The 17,474-nt window shown below is 38.8% G+C and carries 22 protein-coding genes, 3 riboswitches and 1 other annotated feature (1 of these 26 only partly in view); of the genes, 8 read left to right on the forward strand and 14 right to left on the reverse strand.

Going from position 1 to position 17,474, the window contains the following annotated elements:
• Positions 1–47: 47 nt before the first annotated feature.
• Genes CYJ36_RS14410 through CYJ36_RS14425 form a run of 4 tightly spaced genes read left to right on the forward strand, consistent with a single transcriptional unit; the run spans position 48 to position 2,199 of the window.
• Entirely contained in the window at positions 48–608 is a 561-nt protein-coding gene (locus CYJ36_RS14410) for a TetR/AcrR family transcriptional regulator (protein WP_101567959.1), read from the forward strand.
• A 17-nt stretch (positions 609–625) separates the two neighbouring features.
• A complete protein-coding gene (locus CYJ36_RS14415) occupies positions 626–964 on the forward strand; it encodes a DMT family transporter (RefSeq protein WP_101567960.1) in 339 nt (112 codons plus the stop codon).
• Positions 964–1,278 carry a DMT family transporter gene (locus tag CYJ36_RS14420; RefSeq protein WP_101567961.1) on the forward strand — a complete coding sequence of 105 codons (315 nt, stop codon included), beginning with the start codon at positions 964–966 and terminating at the stop codon, positions 1,276–1,278. Before CYJ36_RS14415 ends, CYJ36_RS14420 begins: the two co-directional genes overlap by 1 nt.
• Before the next feature lie 12 nt (positions 1,279–1,290).
• The gene (locus CYJ36_RS14425) at positions 1,291–2,199 is read left to right on the forward strand and encodes an EamA family transporter (RefSeq protein WP_142382714.1); all 909 of its coding nucleotides are present in this window, start codon (positions 1,291–1,293) and stop codon (positions 2,197–2,199) included.
• Between the two features lie 171 nt (positions 2,200–2,370).
• Here the strand turns inward: CYJ36_RS14425 and CYJ36_RS24850 are convergent, their stop codons facing one another.
• The 5 genes from CYJ36_RS24850 to CYJ36_RS14450 form a co-directional block, all read right to left on the reverse strand.
• Positions 2,371–2,547, reverse strand: coding sequence for a cysteine-rich CWC family protein (locus CYJ36_RS24850; RefSeq protein WP_101567963.1), 177 nt, complete (start codon positions 2,545–2,547; stop codon positions 2,371–2,373).
• A gap of 337 nt (positions 2,548–2,884) precedes the next feature.
• Positions 2,885–3,313, reverse strand: coding sequence for a DoxX family protein (locus tag CYJ36_RS14435; protein ID WP_101567964.1), 429 nt, complete (start codon positions 3,311–3,313; stop codon positions 2,885–2,887).
• A 164-nt stretch (positions 3,314–3,477) separates the two neighbouring features.
• Positions 3,478–3,933 (reverse strand): GNAT family N-acetyltransferase, encoded by a 456-nt coding sequence (locus CYJ36_RS14440; RefSeq protein ID WP_101567965.1) that lies wholly within the window; start codon positions 3,931–3,933, stop codon positions 3,478–3,480.
• A 65-nt stretch (positions 3,934–3,998) separates the two neighbouring features.
• On the reverse strand, positions 3,999–4,514 hold the full coding sequence (locus tag CYJ36_RS14445) for an AAA family ATPase (RefSeq protein WP_101567966.1): 516 nt from the start codon (positions 4,512–4,514) through the stop codon (positions 3,999–4,001).
• A gap of 256 nt (positions 4,515–4,770) precedes the next feature.
• Positions 4,771–5,454 (reverse strand): hypothetical protein, encoded by a 684-nt coding sequence (locus CYJ36_RS14450; RefSeq protein ID WP_101567967.1) that lies wholly within the window; start codon positions 5,452–5,454, stop codon positions 4,771–4,773.
• A 203-nt stretch (positions 5,455–5,657) separates the two neighbouring features.
• Here CYJ36_RS14450 and guaC point away from each other — a divergent pair, with 203 nt between their 5' ends.
• A complete protein-coding gene (gene guaC, locus CYJ36_RS14455) occupies positions 5,658–6,641 on the forward strand; it encodes a GMP reductase (RefSeq protein WP_101567968.1) in 984 nt (327 codons plus the stop codon).
• A gap of 94 nt (positions 6,642–6,735) precedes the next feature.
• Here guaC and CYJ36_RS14460 read toward each other — a convergent pair whose 3' ends face one another.
• From CYJ36_RS14460 to CYJ36_RS23710, 4 genes are all read right to left on the reverse strand, one after another.
• Positions 6,736–7,302 (reverse strand): hypothetical protein, encoded by a 567-nt coding sequence (locus tag CYJ36_RS14460; protein WP_101567969.1) that lies wholly within the window; start codon positions 7,300–7,302, stop codon positions 6,736–6,738.
• The gene (locus CYJ36_RS14465) at positions 7,292–7,798 is read right to left on the reverse strand and encodes an RNA polymerase sigma factor (RefSeq protein WP_101567970.1); all 507 of its coding nucleotides are present in this window, start codon (positions 7,796–7,798) and stop codon (positions 7,292–7,294) included. The genes CYJ36_RS14460 and CYJ36_RS14465 overlap by 11 nt, the downstream gene beginning before the upstream one ends.
• Before the next feature lie 103 nt (positions 7,799–7,901).
• Positions 7,902–8,699, reverse strand: coding sequence for a MerR family transcriptional regulator (locus tag CYJ36_RS14470; protein ID WP_101567971.1), 798 nt, complete (start codon positions 8,697–8,699; stop codon positions 7,902–7,904).
• Positions 8,700–8,793: 94 nt separating this feature from the next.
• Positions 8,794–8,943 carry a hypothetical protein gene (locus CYJ36_RS23710; RefSeq protein ID WP_219621107.1) on the reverse strand — a complete coding sequence of 50 codons (150 nt, stop codon included), beginning with the start codon at positions 8,941–8,943 and terminating at the stop codon, positions 8,794–8,796.
• Positions 8,944–9,009: 66 nt separating this feature from the next.
• On the opposite strand from CYJ36_RS23710, the gene CYJ36_RS14475 reads away from it, so the two are divergent.
• A complete protein-coding gene (locus tag CYJ36_RS14475; protein ID WP_101567972.1) occupies positions 9,010–9,879 on the forward strand; it encodes an SDR family oxidoreductase in 870 nt (289 codons plus the stop codon).
• Between the two features lie 25 nt (positions 9,880–9,904).
• On the opposite strand, the gene CYJ36_RS14480 is transcribed toward CYJ36_RS14475, so the two are convergent.
• From CYJ36_RS14480 to CYJ36_RS14500, 5 genes are all read right to left on the reverse strand, one after another.
• The gene (locus CYJ36_RS14480) at positions 9,905–11,110 is read right to left on the reverse strand and encodes a M20 family metallopeptidase (protein WP_101567973.1); all 1,206 of its coding nucleotides are present in this window, start codon (positions 11,108–11,110) and stop codon (positions 9,905–9,907) included.
• A gap of 56 nt (positions 11,111–11,166) precedes the next feature.
• A complete protein-coding gene (locus tag CYJ36_RS14485; RefSeq protein ID WP_101567974.1) occupies positions 11,167–11,997 on the reverse strand; it encodes a MetQ/NlpA family ABC transporter substrate-binding protein in 831 nt (276 codons plus the stop codon).
• A gap of 13 nt (positions 11,998–12,010) precedes the next feature.
• Positions 12,011–12,661, reverse strand: a complete 651-nt coding sequence (locus CYJ36_RS14490) for a methionine ABC transporter permease (protein WP_101567975.1) — start codon at positions 12,659–12,661, stop codon at positions 12,011–12,013.
• A complete protein-coding gene (locus tag CYJ36_RS14495) occupies positions 12,651–13,682 on the reverse strand; it encodes a methionine ABC transporter ATP-binding protein (protein ID WP_101567976.1) in 1,032 nt (343 codons plus the stop codon). The genes CYJ36_RS14490 and CYJ36_RS14495 overlap by 11 nt, the downstream gene beginning before the upstream one ends.
• A gap of 166 nt (positions 13,683–13,848) precedes the next feature.
• Positions 13,849–13,958, reverse strand: a riboswitch (SAM riboswitch).
• 82 nt (positions 13,959–14,040) lie between these two features.
• Positions 14,041–14,153, reverse strand: a riboswitch (SAM riboswitch).
• A gap of 62 nt (positions 14,154–14,215) precedes the next feature.
• Positions 14,216–14,635: a DUF4395 domain-containing protein gene (locus tag CYJ36_RS14500; RefSeq protein WP_101567977.1), complete on the reverse strand. Its 420-nt coding sequence runs from the start codon at positions 14,633–14,635 to the stop codon at positions 14,216–14,218.
• A gap of 861 nt (positions 14,636–15,496) precedes the next feature.
• Positions 15,497–15,605, forward strand: a riboswitch (SAM riboswitch).
• A 71-nt stretch (positions 15,606–15,676) separates the two neighbouring features.
• Here CYJ36_RS14500 and CYJ36_RS14505 point away from each other — a divergent pair.
• Positions 15,677–16,453: an alpha/beta hydrolase gene (locus tag CYJ36_RS14505; protein WP_101567978.1), complete on the forward strand. Its 777-nt coding sequence runs from the start codon at positions 15,677–15,679 to the stop codon at positions 16,451–16,453.
• 42 nt (positions 16,454–16,495) lie between these two features.
• Positions 16,496–17,230 (forward strand): AAA family ATPase, encoded by a 735-nt coding sequence (locus tag CYJ36_RS14510; protein WP_101567979.1) that lies wholly within the window; start codon positions 16,496–16,498, stop codon positions 17,228–17,230.
• A gap of 47 nt (positions 17,231–17,277) precedes the next feature.
• Positions 17,278–17,474: a binding site (T-box leader), on the forward strand; it runs 77 nt beyond the window's last position.

Consider the following 17,474-nt stretch of genomic DNA (forward strand, 5'->3'; position numbering starts at 1 on the left):
CAATGGGAATATAATAAACTGACGAACGTCAGGAAGGTGATAAATGAATGACATCTGATCAAATAAAAGAAGCTGCGATCCATCATTTTGCAGCTCAAGGATTTGAAGGTGCATCATTAGCTGCAATAGCTAATGAAGTCGGGATAAAAAAACAATCGATTTATACTCATTTCAAAAGCAAAGATGAACTGTTTCTCGCTGTGATGACAGAAGTTTTGAATAAAGAAGTCGAGTATATTAAAAAATACTTCGTACCATCTGATACAAAACCATTAAAGAACGTCCTCTATCAATATCTTGCAGAGTACAGCAATCGCTACGAAAAAGATGACAATACAAAATTCATGCTGCGCATTTGTTTTTTGCCGCCCTCTCACTTATATGAAGAGGTTATGAACCATGTTTACAGCTATCTCGATACCTTTGAAGAACTTCTCACAGCAATTTTCACTAATGAACATGTTATTTCAGTCAATGTTTCAGAAGCTGCAATTGCATATATGGGGCTGGTAGATGCGGTTCTTGTTGAAATGCTTTATGGAGGTAAAGAACGCTTTAATAAGAGACTCCCTCCCTGCTGGAACGTTTTTTGGAATGGAATCTCGTAATTGAAAGGAAGAACATCATGAATCGTGACTGGATCAAAGTATTTTTAGCCGGCTTCATTGAAGTCATTTGGGTTGCAGGATTAAAATATTCTGACAGCTGGTATGAATGGCTGATAACGATCATTACAATATGTGTGAGTTTTTATTTATTGATAGGAGCAACAAAAAGGCTGCCGGTCAGTACGGTGTATGCCGTATTTACAGGACTCGGCGCTGCGGGAACCGTTATTTCTGAAATTCTCTTTTTCAATGAGCCATTTCAGCTCATTAAAATATTGCTGATTGTGATTTTAGTTGCAGGTGTAACAGGCTTAAAAACATTGTCAGATGATAAAAAAGAGGAGGCTGCACACTAATGGATTGGATTTTACTGATAACAGCAGGCCTTTTTGAAGTTGTCGGAGTCATTGGCATCAACAAAATGAAAGATGCAAAGGGCGTTGTTCCCTTACTGATTATGATTGCCGGGTTTACAATCAGCTTTCTTCTCTTGAATCAATCCCTTCAAACCATCTCACTCGGAACAGCCTATTCTGTTTGGACAGGGATTGGTTCAGCAGGCAGTGCACTGGTCGGAATTTTATTATACGGGGATTCAAGCAGCTGGAAGAGAATACTGTTTATTAGTATGATTATCTCTGCTACAGTTGGATTAAAGCTTGTTTCATAAGGAGATTTGTTTGTGAGCCAATTATTCAAATACTCATTCCTGGTTTTGATTGGCGCCTGCAGCTATGGAGTCATCTCTACGATTATTAAACTGGCATACGCTCAGGGCTTTACCGTAAATGAAGTGATTGGAAGCCAATATTTAGCTGGGTTTTTCATGTTCTTGTTCTGTGTCATTTTATTTTCAAGAAAAAAAGCTTCTTTAAAGCAGGCGCTTATCTTAATTTTTACAGGAATCACGACCAGTCTGACTGGTATTTTTTACGGAATGTCTCTCCAAACCATTCCTGCATCGATTGCAATTATTCTATTATTTCAATTTACATGGATTGGCATTGTCATTGAATCGATCGCTGAGAAAAAGATGCCAAGTCCTGATAAGGTGCTTGCTGCCGGCATTCTTTTGATAGGGACATTCATGGCGGGAAATATATTCGGGAATGACGCTTGGAGCCTTAATGATCCAGGAATCATTTGGGGATTGCTATCAGCTGTTTCATTTTCGCTTTTTATTTTTGCAAGCGGAAGAGTTGCTACTGAGCTTCCATCTTTAAATCGAAGTTTATTTATGTCACTGGGTGCTGCAGGCTTTTTATTAGTCATATTTTCTCCGGAGTTTCTTGTAAATGACTCAATGCAGTCAGGTTTATGGATTTACGCATTGCTTCTCGGCTTTTTCGGCGTCTTCATACCGGTTGTACTATTTTCCATTGGAACACCCAAAATTGGATCAGGTATTGCTACCATTTTAGGTGCAGCTGAATTGCCGACTGCCATTCTCTGTTCTATTATCATTTTAAAAGAGCAGGTTACGGCTGTACAAATAGCTGGCATCGCCATGATTCTTCTTGGAATTGTAACTCCGCAGCTCTATTATTTTTTGAAATGGAATATAATGAAGAAAAAAAGCATTTCGCCGTAAATAATGGTTTCAATTAAGAAATACAAAGAGGAAAACAGCAATGTAAAATGAATATAGAGAAAAATATTAAAAAAAAGAGGGTGTTCCAAAAGTCTCTCTTTTGGTCACCCTAAACAAATTTCGAACTGCTTATGCCACATACTCAATTAACAACCATAATAAACTTTCAGCTCAACTATCATCTGCTCTTTCTATACATTCTCTACAAAAGCAGCGATCTTTCTCTAAAGAAATGTTTTCAAATAGTTTGGTTGAAACATATACTTTCATGCACCAGCAAGACTCAGGTTTTTCTCCTTTAGAGATCGCACAATTGTTATTCCTATCACATAATGGACATTTAGACATATTCTTTTACCTTTCTATTTTTTTGTCATTTTATAGTATAGTGCGTCTATGTTCACTCTTTTACTATTTCTTCTAAATAGACATGGGGTCCTTCTTATCGCGTCATAGTGTAATAAAATTATACCGCAGGGAGTTGGATTGAATTAAAAAAGGAGCAAAAATATGAATTTGAATTATGAGATTTTACCTGATGATAAAATTGGATACTGAAGAGATATATGCAACGAACTGATGCCTTTCAAAAGTCGAAATCGACAATAGTGACAATTAAAATACCGATATAAAAGCAAAATGAAAAAACCTGATCATCAGCGCTGACCAGATTTTTTCCATATCTTTAAATATCCGATTCAATCCCCTTGTCAGCAAAATGCTGCTTTCTAAACGGGAAAAGACTGCGCACGCTTTCATCCCGCAGCCAAAGTCCTCCCCATGCCAAGACAGCTAGATATACGGGAAACAGTGTATGAGAAAAGAGCGGGGCATCCATTCGCAAATGTGTGACGATGACCCCTCCATAGTAGCCGGTCAGGAGCACTGCCCCCAAGATAGATGTCCGCGGTACAAGATACAGAATTGCAGATAAAAGTCCAAGCAAGCCAATGATAAAAATATGATGCTCCTCAAAACCAAGCGAAAGGGTCCCTTCTACAACTTCAGCAGGCTTGATAAATTTCATAACACTGTCAAATAACATAAACAGGATTACAAGTCCGCTCATCACCCGGGCTGTTAATAAACGGCTTTTTGAAACACTTTTTGCCATAACATATGTACCTCCTTGATTTTTAGATGATACTCTCTAAACGGTAGCGCCTCATCTGAAATCATATTGTTATCCTTTCAAGATACTGGATGTGTTCTAAAATTATGACTTCCAATACTGCTGTTCAGGAAAAGGTACATATATCATAGTAGTTAAAAAGCAACTCATATTTCCTTTGTCATAAATACACTATTTGGGTCCTCAATGTAATCTGAGAACGGTTTGCAAAATTGGAATCCAAATTTTGCATATAGTCTTTTTGCTGGTTCGAAAGCATCCATTGATCCCGTTTCCAAACTTAAACGCCGATACCCGCGTCGCTTAGCTTCTTCAACTAGGTATTGAAGCAGTTGTTTTGCAACACCCTTTCTTAGATGTGCAGAAGACGTTCGCATTGATTTTATCTCTCCATGTTGACCATCAAGCTCTTTCAGTGCCCCGCATCCAGCTAATTCATCTCCTATCCATACACTCCAGAATGTAATCTCAGGTTTTCGCAATTCCTCAAGATTTAGTGCATGTATACTTTCTGGAGGGGAATGCAGGGTCATGCCATATAGGTGCTCTCTCACCAATTCAATCACTTCAGATCCAGTTAAATCATCTATTTTAATATCCATAAATATCCCCTTAGCAGTTTTTTTAATGATCACTTACCTCAAAAAAGTAAAATCAAAGCTGTTCCTTAGTTAAAGTAGTTTTCAATCTCATTTTTATTTTTTACAACTACTATCTTGTCTCTATACATTTCAAAATCGCCAAAGAATTTTGGTTTCCCTACATCTTCAAAATATTTATTCCATTTAAACATGTTAAAAAATATTTTAAATGTTGGTTTATAATTTGAATGTTCTAATCCGGCTTTTTGTAAGATAAACCTCCTAATAATTCGATAGATTCTTATAGAATACCTTGTATCTAAAAAGATAATTAATTCTGCATTATGAAAACTTTTAGATACCCACTCTTCATTATGAACTCCTTCAATAATCCAAGCATCTGAACTTAGAAGAGTATTCAAATATTCTTCTCTTTCTTTTTCAGTTCTTTTTATTTCTCCAGATTTTTCTCTTTTCCAAACAACATTATCCAATTCATAAAATTGAACATTTAACTTAAAAGATAACTCTTTTGCTACAGTTGTTTTGCCGCTGCCAACTGAACCTATAATATGTATTTTATTAGGAGCATTCTTTTTCAATTAGACCCACCGCTTTGTCATAAAAATCCTTTATTCCTTTTATTCTGCTTGATTATTTAAACTCCTTTTTCTTACATTCGCTTTTTTTATGTATATTTTCCTTGAAAATAAATATCTGTATTATACTAGTTAGTTTTCCTCATAACTCTTTATATTTCATTATTAGGTCAGAAAACAAGACAATTTTTTTGACATAATATCAAGGAGATTTCTAATGAATGAGTGGCGCCTTTTAATCGAACCAGGACAAGTCAGTTTATGATTGATTTTTCTTCTCTAATTCTAATTGATCAACAATCGCAGATACTAATGTATTCAATGGGTTAATAATAGTCTTTGATGTTTTATACTCAAATTGCCGGGCTGCCTCCACCATAGATAATTGAGCAACGGAAATCACTTTCTTTTCATCTTTAATATTGCAATTTAAGAACTTTGAGATTACTTGATTGTATTCTTCTTTTTGTCCTTGCATGATCAATTCAAAAGTATCATTTATAACAATAACTTCTAAATCTAAAGATTTTTGATGGTTATAAGCATAATGTCTTAGACGTTCAACTGTACCCTCAACAGTTGAAGGATTTGTAAAAAGAATTGTGTGCGGCTTCTGTATATTGCATATGAAATCAAAGAAAGGTTCATCCATTTTAATAATTGGGACTGATAATGAGAGTGGGTCTTCTTGTAAAATTGCTATATAGTTTGTGCAAGTAATTAGGATCGCATCAACATTACACTGGCTAATCCATTCTATTTGCTCTTTAACTTTATTTTGAGCGTCTGATTCTTGAAAATTATCATCTGCTGTAACTCGATACATTAATGCTGGGTCAACAAAATGTATTAATTCAATCTGAAAAGAGGAAAGCGCATTTTCTATGTATTCTATATTCGAATAATGTGCATGTAAGCATCCTAACCTTTTTCTCATTTCCATTCACCTCTACCATATTTCTGATTATTCTATCAATATATAGATCTGAATGTCTATTAAATTGAGAGAGACCTCTCCACTTATTCCATTAAATAGACGGATTGTGGATTATAAATTGACAGATTGGAAAAAATAATGTAAATTACGTTATGTACGAACATTATTAAAAGATATTAATTTAATATTCGTTTTTAGGGGTGTTAACTATGGAAAACGTGTTTGATTATGAAGATATTCAATTAATTCCGGCGAAATGTGTAGTAAACAGTAGATCTGAGTGTGATACAACTGTATCATTAGGCGGACATACATTTAAATTGCCTGTAGTGCCTGCAAACATGCAGACAATTATAGACGAAAAGATTGCAATTTACTTAGCGGAAAATGGTTATTTCTATATTATGCATCGTTTCGAACCTGAGAAGAGACTTTCTTTTATTAAAGAGATGCAATCACGTGGATTAATCACATCAATAAGTGTTGGAATCAAAGCTGAAGAATATAGCTTCATCCAACAATTATCAGATGAGCAGCTTTCACCAGATTTCATTACGATTGATATCGCACACGGTCATTCCAATGCAGTAATTGAGATGATTCAGCATATTAAGAAACACTTGCCAAATAGTTTTGTTATTGCAGGTAATGTAGGTACTCCAGAAGCAGTAAGAGAATTAGAAAATGCCGGAGCGGATGCAACAAAAGTCGGCATTGGACCTGGGAAGGTATGTATCACTAAGATTAAAACCGGATTTGGAACTGGCGGCTGGCAATTAGCTGCACTGCGCTGGTGCGCGAAGGCAGCAAGTAAACCAATAATTGCTGATGGCGGTATTCGTACACATGGCGATATAGCTAAGTCAGTCAGATTTGGTGCAACAATGGTGATGATTGGTTCATTGTTTGCCGGTCATGAAGAATCCCCAGGACAAACATTTGAAAAAGATGGAAAGTTCTATAAAGAATACTTTGGGTCAGCATCGGAATTTCAAAAAGGCGAAAAGAAAAATGTAGAAGGCAAAAAAATGTTTGTTGAACACAAAGGTTCATTAAAAGATACATTGAATGAAATGGAGCAAGATCTTCAATCCTCTATTTCTTATGCTGGAGGCACTAATCTGGAAGCCATTCGTCATGTTGACTATGTTGTCGTGAAGAATTCTATTTTTAACGGTGATAAGGTGTATTAAATAGATCGTATAGATATCACAAAAAAGGCACATCAAAATAATGTGCCTTTTTGTTTTGCATTTTACATCCAATCTGCTATCCTAATATTCTTTATCAATTCACTTCAAATGTACGCATGGCTGCAGCTGCTGGTTCTTCTGTTACATATGGAGTATGAAAGTACACTCTAACCATAGTTTTTTCATCTACTTCAACAAAATAATGATACGTTTGCGTAGCAGTCATCGTTTTCACATGCTCAAGAATTCTCACAGCAGGGTATTTCAATTCGGTTACTTCTCTTTTTTCAAAAATTCCAGGGCCGCTCTCAAGGGTTTCCTTTTCTTCTATTGAGCTCGGCATAATACCGCCCACAACACGATCACCTTGTTTAAAAACCATCTCATTTCTTCCGGCGTTCTCAAGCGTCACATTGCCTGGAAGCTTTATTTTATATGGCATGCCTTCATTCGCAGATCTTCCCCCGGCATCCTGGTTAATAAAATAGGAAGCAAATAAGCCTATCCCTATTAAGAAAATCAACGTAACGGAAAGCTGGAACATTCGGTGCCAGACAGACATCGAAACACCAGATTGTTTTTCCGCCAAAACCTTGCTGATTTTAGTTCTCTGAACGTCTGATAATATTTTTTTCGGAAAGTTAAGATTCTCAGGATTCAAGTTCTGCCCCTCCTCCCTTTAATGGAGCCTGTAACGTTTGATTTAATTTCTTAAGCGCCCTGTAATATGTCCTGCTCACTTTTTCCTTTGACCAGCCAAGCACCTCTGACGTTTCTTCCACTGAAAGTTCAGAAATCATTCTCAGCATGACTACATCCCTATATTCTTTTTTTAGCTCATGTATGGAATTGTAAATAGTTTTCAGTTCTTCATTTTCAAGCAGAATGTCATCCGGAGTTTTCTGTGTATGCAAAATAGGCTGCCATGGAAAAAATCTCATTTTTCTTCTTTGATCGATGACGATTCTTCTAGCAATGCTGATCAGCCATGTTTTCGGATGAGACTCACCCCGGAAGCTGCCTTTCAAAGCGCGCAAAAAAACCTCCTGTACATCATCTTCAACATCATGTGTTCCCTTGTAGTAAACAAGAAAATGATAAATATCATCACCATAATCTGTAAACAAACGCTCTACTGCTCTATGATGTTCGTTCATTCACCCACCCCTTTGATGCTTTTACTAATTAGACGATGTTTTTTCCTAATTCTCTCACTTAAAAGAAAAAAATTCAGTCTTTTTTTAGACTGAATGTTACGGATTAATGCTTTATTAAGAATTGTATTTCTGTTTCATATTTATTTGGATTTCCCTTTAGAATCACTCCGGGCGTTTTATGATATATTTCTCGGAATGGCACTTCATATTCAATTTCATTTTCCTTTGCATAATCTGTTAATGCTTTATAAGCATTTGAGATGGTTTCATATGGACCAATATGAGTGGCTGATAGGACTTTTCTTTCTGGAAGTGTCCTAGTTTTCACATCTTTGCCGCTTACCTCTGACTTTACGGGAATGCACACTTCAATGTCTGCACCGAAATCCTTAAAATCCGCATCATAATATAAGCTAAACGGCTTTCCATTCGCTTTAAACTTAACCTTTTTAAATAGCTGTCCAAGGTAGTGTCCTGTTTCCTCATACTTTCCTCTGTAGCGAAGCGAAGCAGCCTTAATCGGCTGTGTTTCTTTTATTTTTACCTCATAATTCATCTTCTGATCTCCTTTTTCTGGCAGCAAGTAAGCCTCCATTTTCTTTTGAACACTTATTAAATGACTGATCTTTTCTTCCAGCATTTCTTTTTTCTCTTTAATAAAATAACTGAGATCGAGATCGTCCTCATGTTGATTCAGAACATCTTTTATTTCAGCAATGCTGAATTCCAGCGTTTTTAAGAGATGAATAAGCTGTGCTTTTTCATAGTCTCTTGCATCATAAAACCGGTAGCCCGTATCTTCATCTCTTACTGCCGGTCGTAGAATCCCTTCTTCATCGTAGTATCTCAATGTTTTTACCGTTAAGTTCGTTATTTTAGAAAATTCGCCAATACGATACATGAACAACCTCCGGATTTCTGTTCTTTTTCATAATAAACCATCCCCTGCACAGGAGGGTCAAGACTAGAATGAAATAAAAAACAGACGAGAATCCTCAGTCTGTCAGTGATGGTTTTATTTTTAATAAAGTCCAATAATCAAACCCATGCCAGCATTGTAATTGAGCACCCAAAAACATTCCGCCCAAGGTCGGCAATGCACGGTCAGGATTGATAAACCATATCTTCACCACATGTTTTGTCATTCTTCTTTTTAAAGATAGCCCTTATAATAATGATAGATTCTAAACTTTCATTAAAGGAGAAACCGAATGTCTAATAAGACGGTGCTAATTACCGGTGCGTCGAGCGGATTTGGAATGCTTGCTGCACATAAGCTTGCAAAAACAGGATATCACGTAATCGCCACAATGAGAAATATGGAAAAAGCTGCTGACTTTAAGGAGATAGTGAGGAATGATGGCTTAGATGAAAATGTGACTCTTCTTCACCTGGACGTAACGTCTGCTGATTCTATTCATGCACTTAAACAGTATCTTAATGAATCAGGAAAAATTGACATTCTAATTAATAACGCCGGCTTTGCATTTGGGGGGTTCGGGGAAGAAATCACTGTCGATGAATATCGCGAACAATTTGAAACAAACTTCTTTGGCGTGATAGCTGTTACACAGGCTGTACTTCCTATTATGCGATCACAGCGCAGCGGCAAGATCATCAACATGAGCAGCATTAGCGGATTAATTGGATTTCCAGGTCTATCACCCTATGTTTCTTCAAAGCATGCACTTGAAGGCTTCAGTGAAAGCTTGCGCCTTGAAGTAAAGCCATTCGGTATTGATGTTATTTTAATCGAACCAGGCTCATTTTCTACAAACATTTGGACATCAGGAAAAAGAGTTTCCCCGCTTTCAATGATAGAAGACTCTCCATATTATGAATACATGACCGGTATTGAAGAAGAGCTTGAACGGGGCAGAGAAAAGCTTGGAGATCCGATGGAAGTGATAGATCTGATCAAGAAGATATGTAAAAAAAAAGAAGAGACAAAGTTAAGATATACCGTAGGAAAAGGAGTTTGGTTATCACTATCCTTGAAAAGAGTCCTTCCTTGGAGAATTTGGGAATCTGTGATTATTCGCAAACTGCTTCCTAAAAAGCAGAAAGAACCCGAATGTTGACGGGTTCTTTCATTTAAGACGTGTATTAAGCTTCAAGGGTTTTGCGTCCCTCAAACTCAACCTTAATTTCACGCAATACTGCTTCATCCGTAAGCAGCCTTAATCCAGTGAGCGCAAGTCCTTTTGCACCAAGTAAGAGAGCTTCATCACCTTGCTTAGATTTTGCTGCTTCCCTGAATTCGTCTGTATGGCCAATTAAACTTTCCGGACCGATTTTAATATAAGGATGGATCGTTGGCACAACCTGGCTGATATTTCCGGCATCAGTGGATCCGAGTCCATCACGTTCACTTGTTTCAACACTTTCGCCAAGGTCCTCAAGCTCATGTTTGAACACCTCATCAAACGTCCGGTTCAAAACCAGATTATCCACTTCATTCTGAAAGGCGATAACATTAAGTTTTGCACCTGTCGCAAGTGCTGAACCTTGTGCAATTGCTTTTACACGTTCTGTCACTTCATTGCATTTTTTACGGGTAGCGGCCCGTATATAAAAACGGGCTTTTGCATATTCAGGTACAATGTTCGGTGCATCGCCGCCATGTGTAATGATGCCGTGAATTTTCACATCATTTGTCACATGCTGCCGCAAAGCATTAATCCCATTGAAAAGCTGGATAACAGCGTCTAATGCATTGATCCCATGATGGGGAGCTGCCGCTGCATGTGCAGGCTTGCCGATAAATTCAAAGTCGAGTGGATCAACTGCGAGAGAATTGCCGGTTATCCTTGTAGCATTAGCAGGATGCACCATTAATGCTGCATCAATTCCTTCTAAAAGACCATGTTTTACAAAGCTGCCCTTCGCACTTCCGTTTGGACCGCCTTCTTCAGCTGGAGTTCCGAGGACAACAATCTCTCCCCCTGTTTCTTCGATAACTTTGCTTAAAGCAATGGCTGCTGAGGCACTGGTTGTGCCGATAATGTTATGCCCGCAAGCGTGGCCTAACCCAGGCAGTGCATCGTATTCCGCTAAAAAAGCTATGACCGGTCCATTTTTGACAGAAGATTTTTTCCGGGCGAGAAAAGCCGTTTCATGGCCTGCTACTCCTCGTTCAACGCTGAATCCCTCAGAATGAAGTAAATCTGCAAGCAGCTTTGATGCGAAAAACTCTTCATTTCCAATCTCAGGATTTTCATGAATCGAGTGGCTGATTTGAAGATACTTGCTTTCATTTTCTTCCACATTAGATATGATTTGTTCCTTCAATGTTTCAACAACTATACTCATGCCGGGGCCTCCTTTGATTTAACACTTTACTGAAGCGGGGTCAGACCCCATTTTGTTTACTCTCCAATTTTGCTAAGCGGAACAAAAGTAGGAATTGTGCTTCCGTCATATTCTTTTTCAATAAATTTGGCTGTATCCTCTTCCTGATATAGCTCGACAATTCGTTTTAATTCTTTGCGGTTTTTATCTTCTGTACGTGCCGCAATAATGTTGATATAAGGTGTAGCTGTGTCATCTTCATGGAAAATCGAGTCTTTTACAGGGTTAAATCCTGCGTCTACTGCAATGCCATTGTTGATAATAGAACCTGCAACATCAGGCAATACACGCGGAGTTTGGCCTGCTACTACAGGGACAATTTTTAAATTCTTCGGATTTGAAACAATTTTGTCCAATGAACCATTACCATCAAAGTCTTTCGGAAGTTCAATCAATCCTGCATCTTGAAGCAGCAGGAATGCTCTGCCCATATTTGTCGCTTCGTTTGGAACAGCAATCTTTCCGCCTTCAGGAATCTCTTTAATTGATTTATATTTTTCAGAATAAAGACCAAGTGGTGCAATTACAGTCGTACCGATGGGGGAAAGATCAATGTTATGCTCCTTTTTGAAGGCGTTAAAGTAAGAAATCGTTTGGAAGGCATTCGCATCAAGCTCTCCTTCAGCAAGTGCCAGGTTTGGCTGAACGTAATCTGAGAACGTGACAATTTCAATGTTAATGCCTTCTTTTTCGGCTTTCTTTGCAACGAAATCCCAAATGCGGTTGTCTGATCCGCTTACGCCAATTTTCACATTTACTTCTTCTTTGCCGTTTGCTGTTTTATTTCCGCAGCCTGCTGCAAAAGCTCCTAATACAAGAATTAGTCCTAATATGATGAATTTTTTCATTCTGATTCTCTCCTTAGCGTCTTCTGATTTTTTTAGATAATAAGTTTCCTGATGACTGAAGTCCCTGAACAAGGATGACGAGAATGGCAACGGTAATAATCATGACGACTGTATCAAAGCGCTGATAGCCGTATGTAATCGCCAGATCGCCGAGTCCGCCGCCGCCGACAGCACCTGCCATTGCTGATGCTCCGACAAGACCAACCGTCGCGATTGTCAGACTTAGTACAAGTGAGCTTAAAGCTTCTGGAACGATGAATTTAAAGATGATTTGGTTTGGGGTTGCACCCATCGCTTCTGCAGCCTCAATGACACCCGGATCCACTTCTAATAATGAGTTCTCTATCAGTCTTGCAATATAAGGTCCTGCATAAAAAACAAGCGGAACAACAGCTGCAGCTGTACCGATTGAAGTTCCCACTATCAATCTTGTCAGTGGTACAATGGCTACCATCAAAATAATAAAAGGGACTGAGCGGAAAAGATTTACGACCCCGTTCAAGATATTAAAAAGGATTTTATTTTCCCACAAATGCCCTTTGCGCGTAATGACAAGCAAGACACCAAGCGGCAGCCCGATTAAGGTTGAAAAAAGCAATGAAAACCCTGTCATCGCAAGTGTTTCTATAAGTGCATCAATAATTTGCTGTGAATCAACTAGCATGTGCATTCACCTCTTTCACTGTGACATTTTCCTGATTCATAACTAATAAGGCCCGTTTAATTTCACTTTCTGATCCCTGCAGTTCAACAATCAAATGCCCAAATGGGATGCCCTGAAGCTCTGTGATGTTTCCAAACAAAACATTGATATCAAGGTCAAATCGCTTTGCAATTTGAGAAAGCAGCGGCTGTCCCGATGATTTTCCAACAAAATTAATTTTAAATATTTGGCCCTGACTATTCTCCTCCTGCACTAGTTTCAAAACAGACTCTGGAATGCTATCGTTTAGAACGGAGCTGACAAAGTTAGAAGCAGTTTTTGTTTGCGGATTTGAGAAAACATCAAAAACGGAGCCTGACTCGATGATTTTCCCGGCCTCAATCACAGCAACCTTATTGCAAACCTCTCTGATGACTGACATTTCATGCGTAATCATCAAGATCGTAATTTTGTATTCCTGATTAATTTTCTTTAGTAGCTGAAGGATGGAACCTGTTGTTTGCGGATCAAGTGCAGATGTTGCTTCATCACATAACAGAATCGAAGGCTGAGTTGCAAGTGCTCTTGCTATGCCAACCCGCTGCTTTTGTCCCCCTGATAATTGGTCTGGATATTGATTGGCTTTGTCCTCCAAGCCGACAAAAGACAATAATTCAGTTACTCTTTCTTTGATTACTTTTTGCGATGCATTTGCAAGAAGAAGCGGCATTGCAACATTCGCAAATACGGTTTTTGAATTTAATAAATTGAAATGCTGAAAGACCATTCCTATTTTACGTTTGACTTGGCGTACTTCCTTTTGAGAAAGAGCGGTTAAGTCCTGATTGTCAACAATTATATTTCCTGAGCTTGGGCGCTCTAATAAATTTACTGTCCGGATCAGCGTACTTTTGCCTGCGCCGCTGAAACCGATGACCCCGTATATGTCTCCCTGCCCGACATGAAGATCAATGCCATCAAGAGCCCGAATCTCTTTTCCTCCGCTGTTATACACCTTCTTAACGCCTTTAAATTGAATCATTTCGATTCCTCCCCTGATATTTATGTGCTTGTTCTTTTTTTGAGTTCGTATGATTTGGCAGTGAAAACAGGTTCAATTTGTAAAAACACCTATAATAGACCATAAAAAATGCCCTCTTCTATCCGACAAGAAGAGGGCATGAATTCATAACGAATTACCAGGTCTCTTCTTATCTCCCAAGCTTATATTCAGCTTGCTGGAATTGGCACAGTACTTTTTAAAAAGTCCGCTGCCGAAGCATCATCAGGCCAGTCCCTCCGCTTCTCTGGATAAGAAATCTATTTAGTCAAGGAAAATAAAAAACCTCTTCCTGAAAGCCAAGAAGAGGTAATGATCATAAGAAATAGACCGTTCACTCTTCTTATCTCTCAAGCAAAATCACGCTTGTTGGAGTTGGCACAGTTCTCATTAAATCTGAGTCTGCTGCCGAGGTATCAAAGGGCCAAATCCCTCCACCTCTCGTGATAAGAAGTTTCATATTTTCGATGTGAGTCTTACTTTACTCTCGTATTTTCAGAAAGTCAACACTTTTTTTAAGCCTGCTTTGAAAGTTTCCGATGACGATATTGCTGCCACTGGAACCGAATAAAGCAGCCAATACAAAAACCTAAAATGGCGATGAATGCAGCGAGAGCGACCATTGCTGTAAAAATGTATGCAAGGATCATCCAGTTAAGAACGTAGCCAATGAATCCAAGACTAAGGCAAATAACTGCAATTGCCTGGTTAAACTGCTGCTGATCAAAATCCTCTGGAATATATTCTGACATAGGCTTCTTCAAAAACAATTTCGCCGTTTTCATAACCGGATTAAATTTAAAAAGAAGACCCATAATGCCTGCAATAAGAGGGATAAGAAGAATCCACCCCAAACCTGATATCCAGGTTGCCGCAACGGATAAAACAATAAACCATTGATTTGTTAATACAAGAGGTTTAGGAATTGTTTTCATAAAACCCCACCTGTCTGATTGGAATATAAGTATCTTACTCCTGTTTTTGTCATTTGTGAAGATAAATGCTTCAGGGGCGATTTCACTGCCCTAAAAATGCATGAATGAGGTACTCCTCGGCCACAAAATGCCATATTAGGGTACTAAATTGCTGCAAACCCCTGTTTGGCGCATTTTCTTCTGGATGGGGAGCTAACTTTGTGCGGCAAACTCCGGTTTGACGCACTTTCTTCTGGATGATGAGCTAACTTTGTGCGACAAACTCCATTTGGCGCACTTTCCTCTGGATGGTGAGCTAACTTTCTGCGGCAAACTCCGGTTTGGCGCACTTTCTTTTGGATGATGAGCTAACTTTGTGCTGCAAACTCCGGTTTGACGCACTTTCCTCTGGATGGTGAGCTAACTTTCTGCGGCAAACTCCTGTTTGGCGCACTTTCTTCTGGATGATGAGCTAACTTTGTGCGACAAACTCCGGTTTGGCGCACTTTCTTCTAGATGATGCGCTAACTTTGTGCGGCAAACTACGGTTGGTGCACTTTCCTCTGGATGGTGAGCTAACTTTCTGCGGCAAACTCCGGTTTGGCGCAATTTCTTCTGGATGATGAGCTAACTTTGTGCGGCAATCTCCAGTTTGACGCACTTTCTTATGGTTGAAGAGCACTCTTTGTGCACCAAACACCCACTTTGGTGCACTTTCTTCTGGATGATGAGCTAACTAAATCAGCTCTCCATTTTCACTGATCCAAAACGACAAATTGAAGTACTAAATTCTCGGGCTTTCCGCTTTCACATAATCTATTGACAGTTAAAAGCTGCTCGTGATAAGATCATTAAAACCAACTAAACCAATCAGAATTAAATAAATTATCAAGAGTGAACGAGAGATCTGGCTCCATGACTTCACAGCAACCACCGTAAGAACGGAAAAGGTGCTCCCACCAGCAAAGCATCGCGCTTTGGTTGATAAAGAAAAACCCTCTCTTTATTGCCAATGGAAGAGAGGGTTTTCTTTTATAATTGCTTGAATTGGAGGAACGAAAGATGAGTAAAACGATATTCCCTGTTCTGCCTGGTGCAGAAAGTTTTTTTCATAAAGGCAATGAGATTGGAATTTTACTGTGCCACGGATTTGTCGGAACGCCTCAAAGTGTCGGGGAACTTGGCAAATTGCTTGCTGATAAAGGTTTTACTGTCCTTGCTCCCAGGCTAAAGGGCCACGGAACACATGCTGAAGAACTTGAAAATTGCTGTTATTTGGATTGGTTTGAAGATCTGGAAAAGGCTTATTTAAAGCTGAAAAAAGTCTGCAAGAACGTATTTATTGCCGGTCAATCCATGGGTGGAACGCTTGCTGTTCAATTAGCGGGCAAACATAAGGAAATTAGCGGCGTTATAACGATTAATGCAGCCTTGGACGTACCTGGATATGAGTTTTTTCGGGATAAGACAGAGCCGCGCTTCATACCTGAAGGAAAACCAGATATAAAAGCGGAGGGAATTGAAGAAATTACTTACTCAGCTGTTCCTATCACTGCTGTTAAAAAGCTATTAGGCTTGATTACATTCACAAAATCAAAAATTGCCGATGTAGAATGTCCCATTCTTATTTTTAAATCTGAGGAAGATCATGTCGTTCCGCCGGAAAGCTCTGATTTTCTTTTTGAGTCCGTTTCTTCCCCAATGAAACAAATCATCAGTCTGACAAATTCCTATCATGTAGCTTCGATGGATTACGATAAAGAGATTATTGCGAATCAAACAGCAGATTATATTCGCATGTGCTGTCATCCGGAAATTGAAATTCCTGTAAGCCGATGACTTGCAGCTATAATTCCTGTTAAACTAAGAACAGGTGATAAAATGTTCTTAAAATCAATTCGATTAATCAAAGAAGAAGTACCTTCAATTAAAGAATATCCATTTTCCATTCCTGCCATTTCCAATTTGGATGAGATCAAAATTAAAAGTCCAGTTACCTTTTTCGTCGGGGAAAATGGCTCGGGCAAATCCACTTTGATGGAGGCGATTGCTTATCAATGCGGCTTTAATACCGCGGGCGGCAGCCACCATCTTTACGAAACGAGAAGCTCTCAATCGGACCTGGGAAGGTATATCAGGCTTGCCTGGATGCCTAAGGTTAGGAATGGCTTTTTCCTGAGAGCAGAATCGTTTTACCAGTTTGCATCTTATTTGGAGGAACTGAATGAAGATCCCTGGTCAGGTGATGTATTTGGACCGTATGGTGGAAAATCCCTTCATCATCAATCACATGGCGAATCATTTCTATCTCTTTTTCTAAATCGCTTCGGCACAAAAGCCGTCTACTTATTGGATGAGCCAGAGGCCGCTCTTTCACCAACAAGGCAGCTGACCTTGCTCCGCATCCTGCATGACTTAACAAAAGATGGCGACACACAGTTTATTATCGCCACTCATTCCCCCATCTTGCTTGGATATCCTGGGGCAAGTATCTTGAATTTCGATGAGGATCGTATTGCAGAAATCAATTATACTGAAACGGATCATTATCAGATTACGAAGTACTTTTTGGAAAACCGCGAGAAATTTTTGAAGGAGCTTTTCAAAGAAGAATAATCTGACTATTTACATTTTTCCTCTTTTTGGATAAACTATATAAAACATGAAAAGCATTGATAAGGAAAAGTATGTGAGTCGGACGTCTATCCAGAGAGCTTCGGGAGCTGAAAAGAAGCAAGAAATCCTTCACAGAAAATGACCTTTGAGCTTCACACCGAACATCATGACAACTGTCATCATCAGTAGGCTGTGACGTGGTGGCTGACGTTACAACAGCCTGCGTATCGACATTTTCTCATGT

It is taken from the genome of Bacillus sp. UMB0893 (assembly GCF_002858905.1).
Taxonomy (GTDB): Bacteria; Bacillota; Bacilli; order Bacillales; family Bacillaceae; genus Bacillus_P.

What these genes read in the sequence shown, in the direction of transcription:
- CYJ36_RS14435 (WP_101567964.1), bottom strand. Translation starts at nt 3,313, where the DNA reads ATGGCAAAAAGTGTTTCAAAAAGCCGTTTATTAACAGCCCGGGTGATG.
- CYJ36_RS14480 (WP_101567973.1), bottom strand. Translation starts at nt 11,110, where the DNA reads ATGAGTATAGTTGTTGAAACATTGAAGGAACAAATCATATCTAATGTG.
- CYJ36_RS14450 (WP_101567967.1), bottom strand. Translation starts at nt 5,454, where the DNA reads ATGGAAATGAGAAAAAGGTTAGGATGCTTACATGCACATTATTCGAAT.
- CYJ36_RS14465 (WP_101567970.1), bottom strand. Translation starts at nt 7,798, where the DNA reads ATGAACGAACATCATAGAGCAGTAGAGCGTTTGTTTACAGATTATGGT.
- CYJ36_RS14490 (WP_101567975.1), bottom strand. Translation starts at nt 12,661, where the DNA reads ATGCTAGTTGATTCACAGCAAATTATTGATGCACTTATAGAAACACTT.
- CYJ36_RS14510 (WP_101567979.1), top strand. Translation starts at nt 16,496, where the DNA reads ATGTTCTTAAAATCAATTCGATTAATCAAAGAAGAAGTACCTTCAATT.
- CYJ36_RS14505 (WP_101567978.1), top strand. Translation starts at nt 15,677, where the DNA reads ATGAGTAAAACGATATTCCCTGTTCTGCCTGGTGCAGAAAGTTTTTTT.
- guaC (WP_101567968.1), top strand. Translation starts at nt 5,658, where the DNA reads ATGGAAAACGTGTTTGATTATGAAGATATTCAATTAATTCCGGCGAAA.
- CYJ36_RS14475 (WP_101567972.1), top strand. Translation starts at nt 9,010, where the DNA reads ATGTCTAATAAGACGGTGCTAATTACCGGTGCGTCGAGCGGATTTGGA.
- CYJ36_RS14420 (WP_101567961.1), top strand. Translation starts at nt 964, where the DNA reads ATGGATTGGATTTTACTGATAACAGCAGGCCTTTTTGAAGTTGTCGGA.
- CYJ36_RS14485 (WP_101567974.1), bottom strand. Translation starts at nt 11,997, where the DNA reads ATGAAAAAATTCATCATATTAGGACTAATTCTTGTATTAGGAGCTTTT.
- CYJ36_RS14440 (WP_101567965.1), bottom strand. Translation starts at nt 3,933, where the DNA reads ATGGATATTAAAATAGATGATTTAACTGGATCTGAAGTGATTGAATTG.
- CYJ36_RS14495 (WP_101567976.1), bottom strand. Translation starts at nt 13,682, where the DNA reads ATGATTCAATTTAAAGGCGTTAAGAAGGTGTATAACAGCGGAGGAAAA.
- CYJ36_RS14410 (WP_101567959.1), top strand. Translation starts at nt 48, where the DNA reads ATGACATCTGATCAAATAAAAGAAGCTGCGATCCATCATTTTGCAGCT.
- CYJ36_RS24850 (WP_101567963.1), bottom strand. Translation starts at nt 2,547, where the DNA reads ATGTCTAAATGTCCATTATGTGATAGGAATAACAATTGTGCGATCTCT.
- CYJ36_RS14470 (WP_101567971.1), bottom strand. Translation starts at nt 8,699, where the DNA reads ATGTATCGTATTGGCGAATTTTCTAAAATAACGAACTTAACGGTAAAA.
- CYJ36_RS23710 (WP_219621107.1), bottom strand. Translation starts at nt 8,943, where the DNA reads ATGACAAAACATGTGGTGAAGATATGGTTTATCAATCCTGACCGTGCA.
- CYJ36_RS14415 (WP_101567960.1), top strand. Translation starts at nt 626, where the DNA reads ATGAATCGTGACTGGATCAAAGTATTTTTAGCCGGCTTCATTGAAGTC.
- CYJ36_RS14500 (WP_101567977.1), bottom strand. Translation starts at nt 14,635, where the DNA reads ATGAAAACAATTCCTAAACCTCTTGTATTAACAAATCAATGGTTTATT.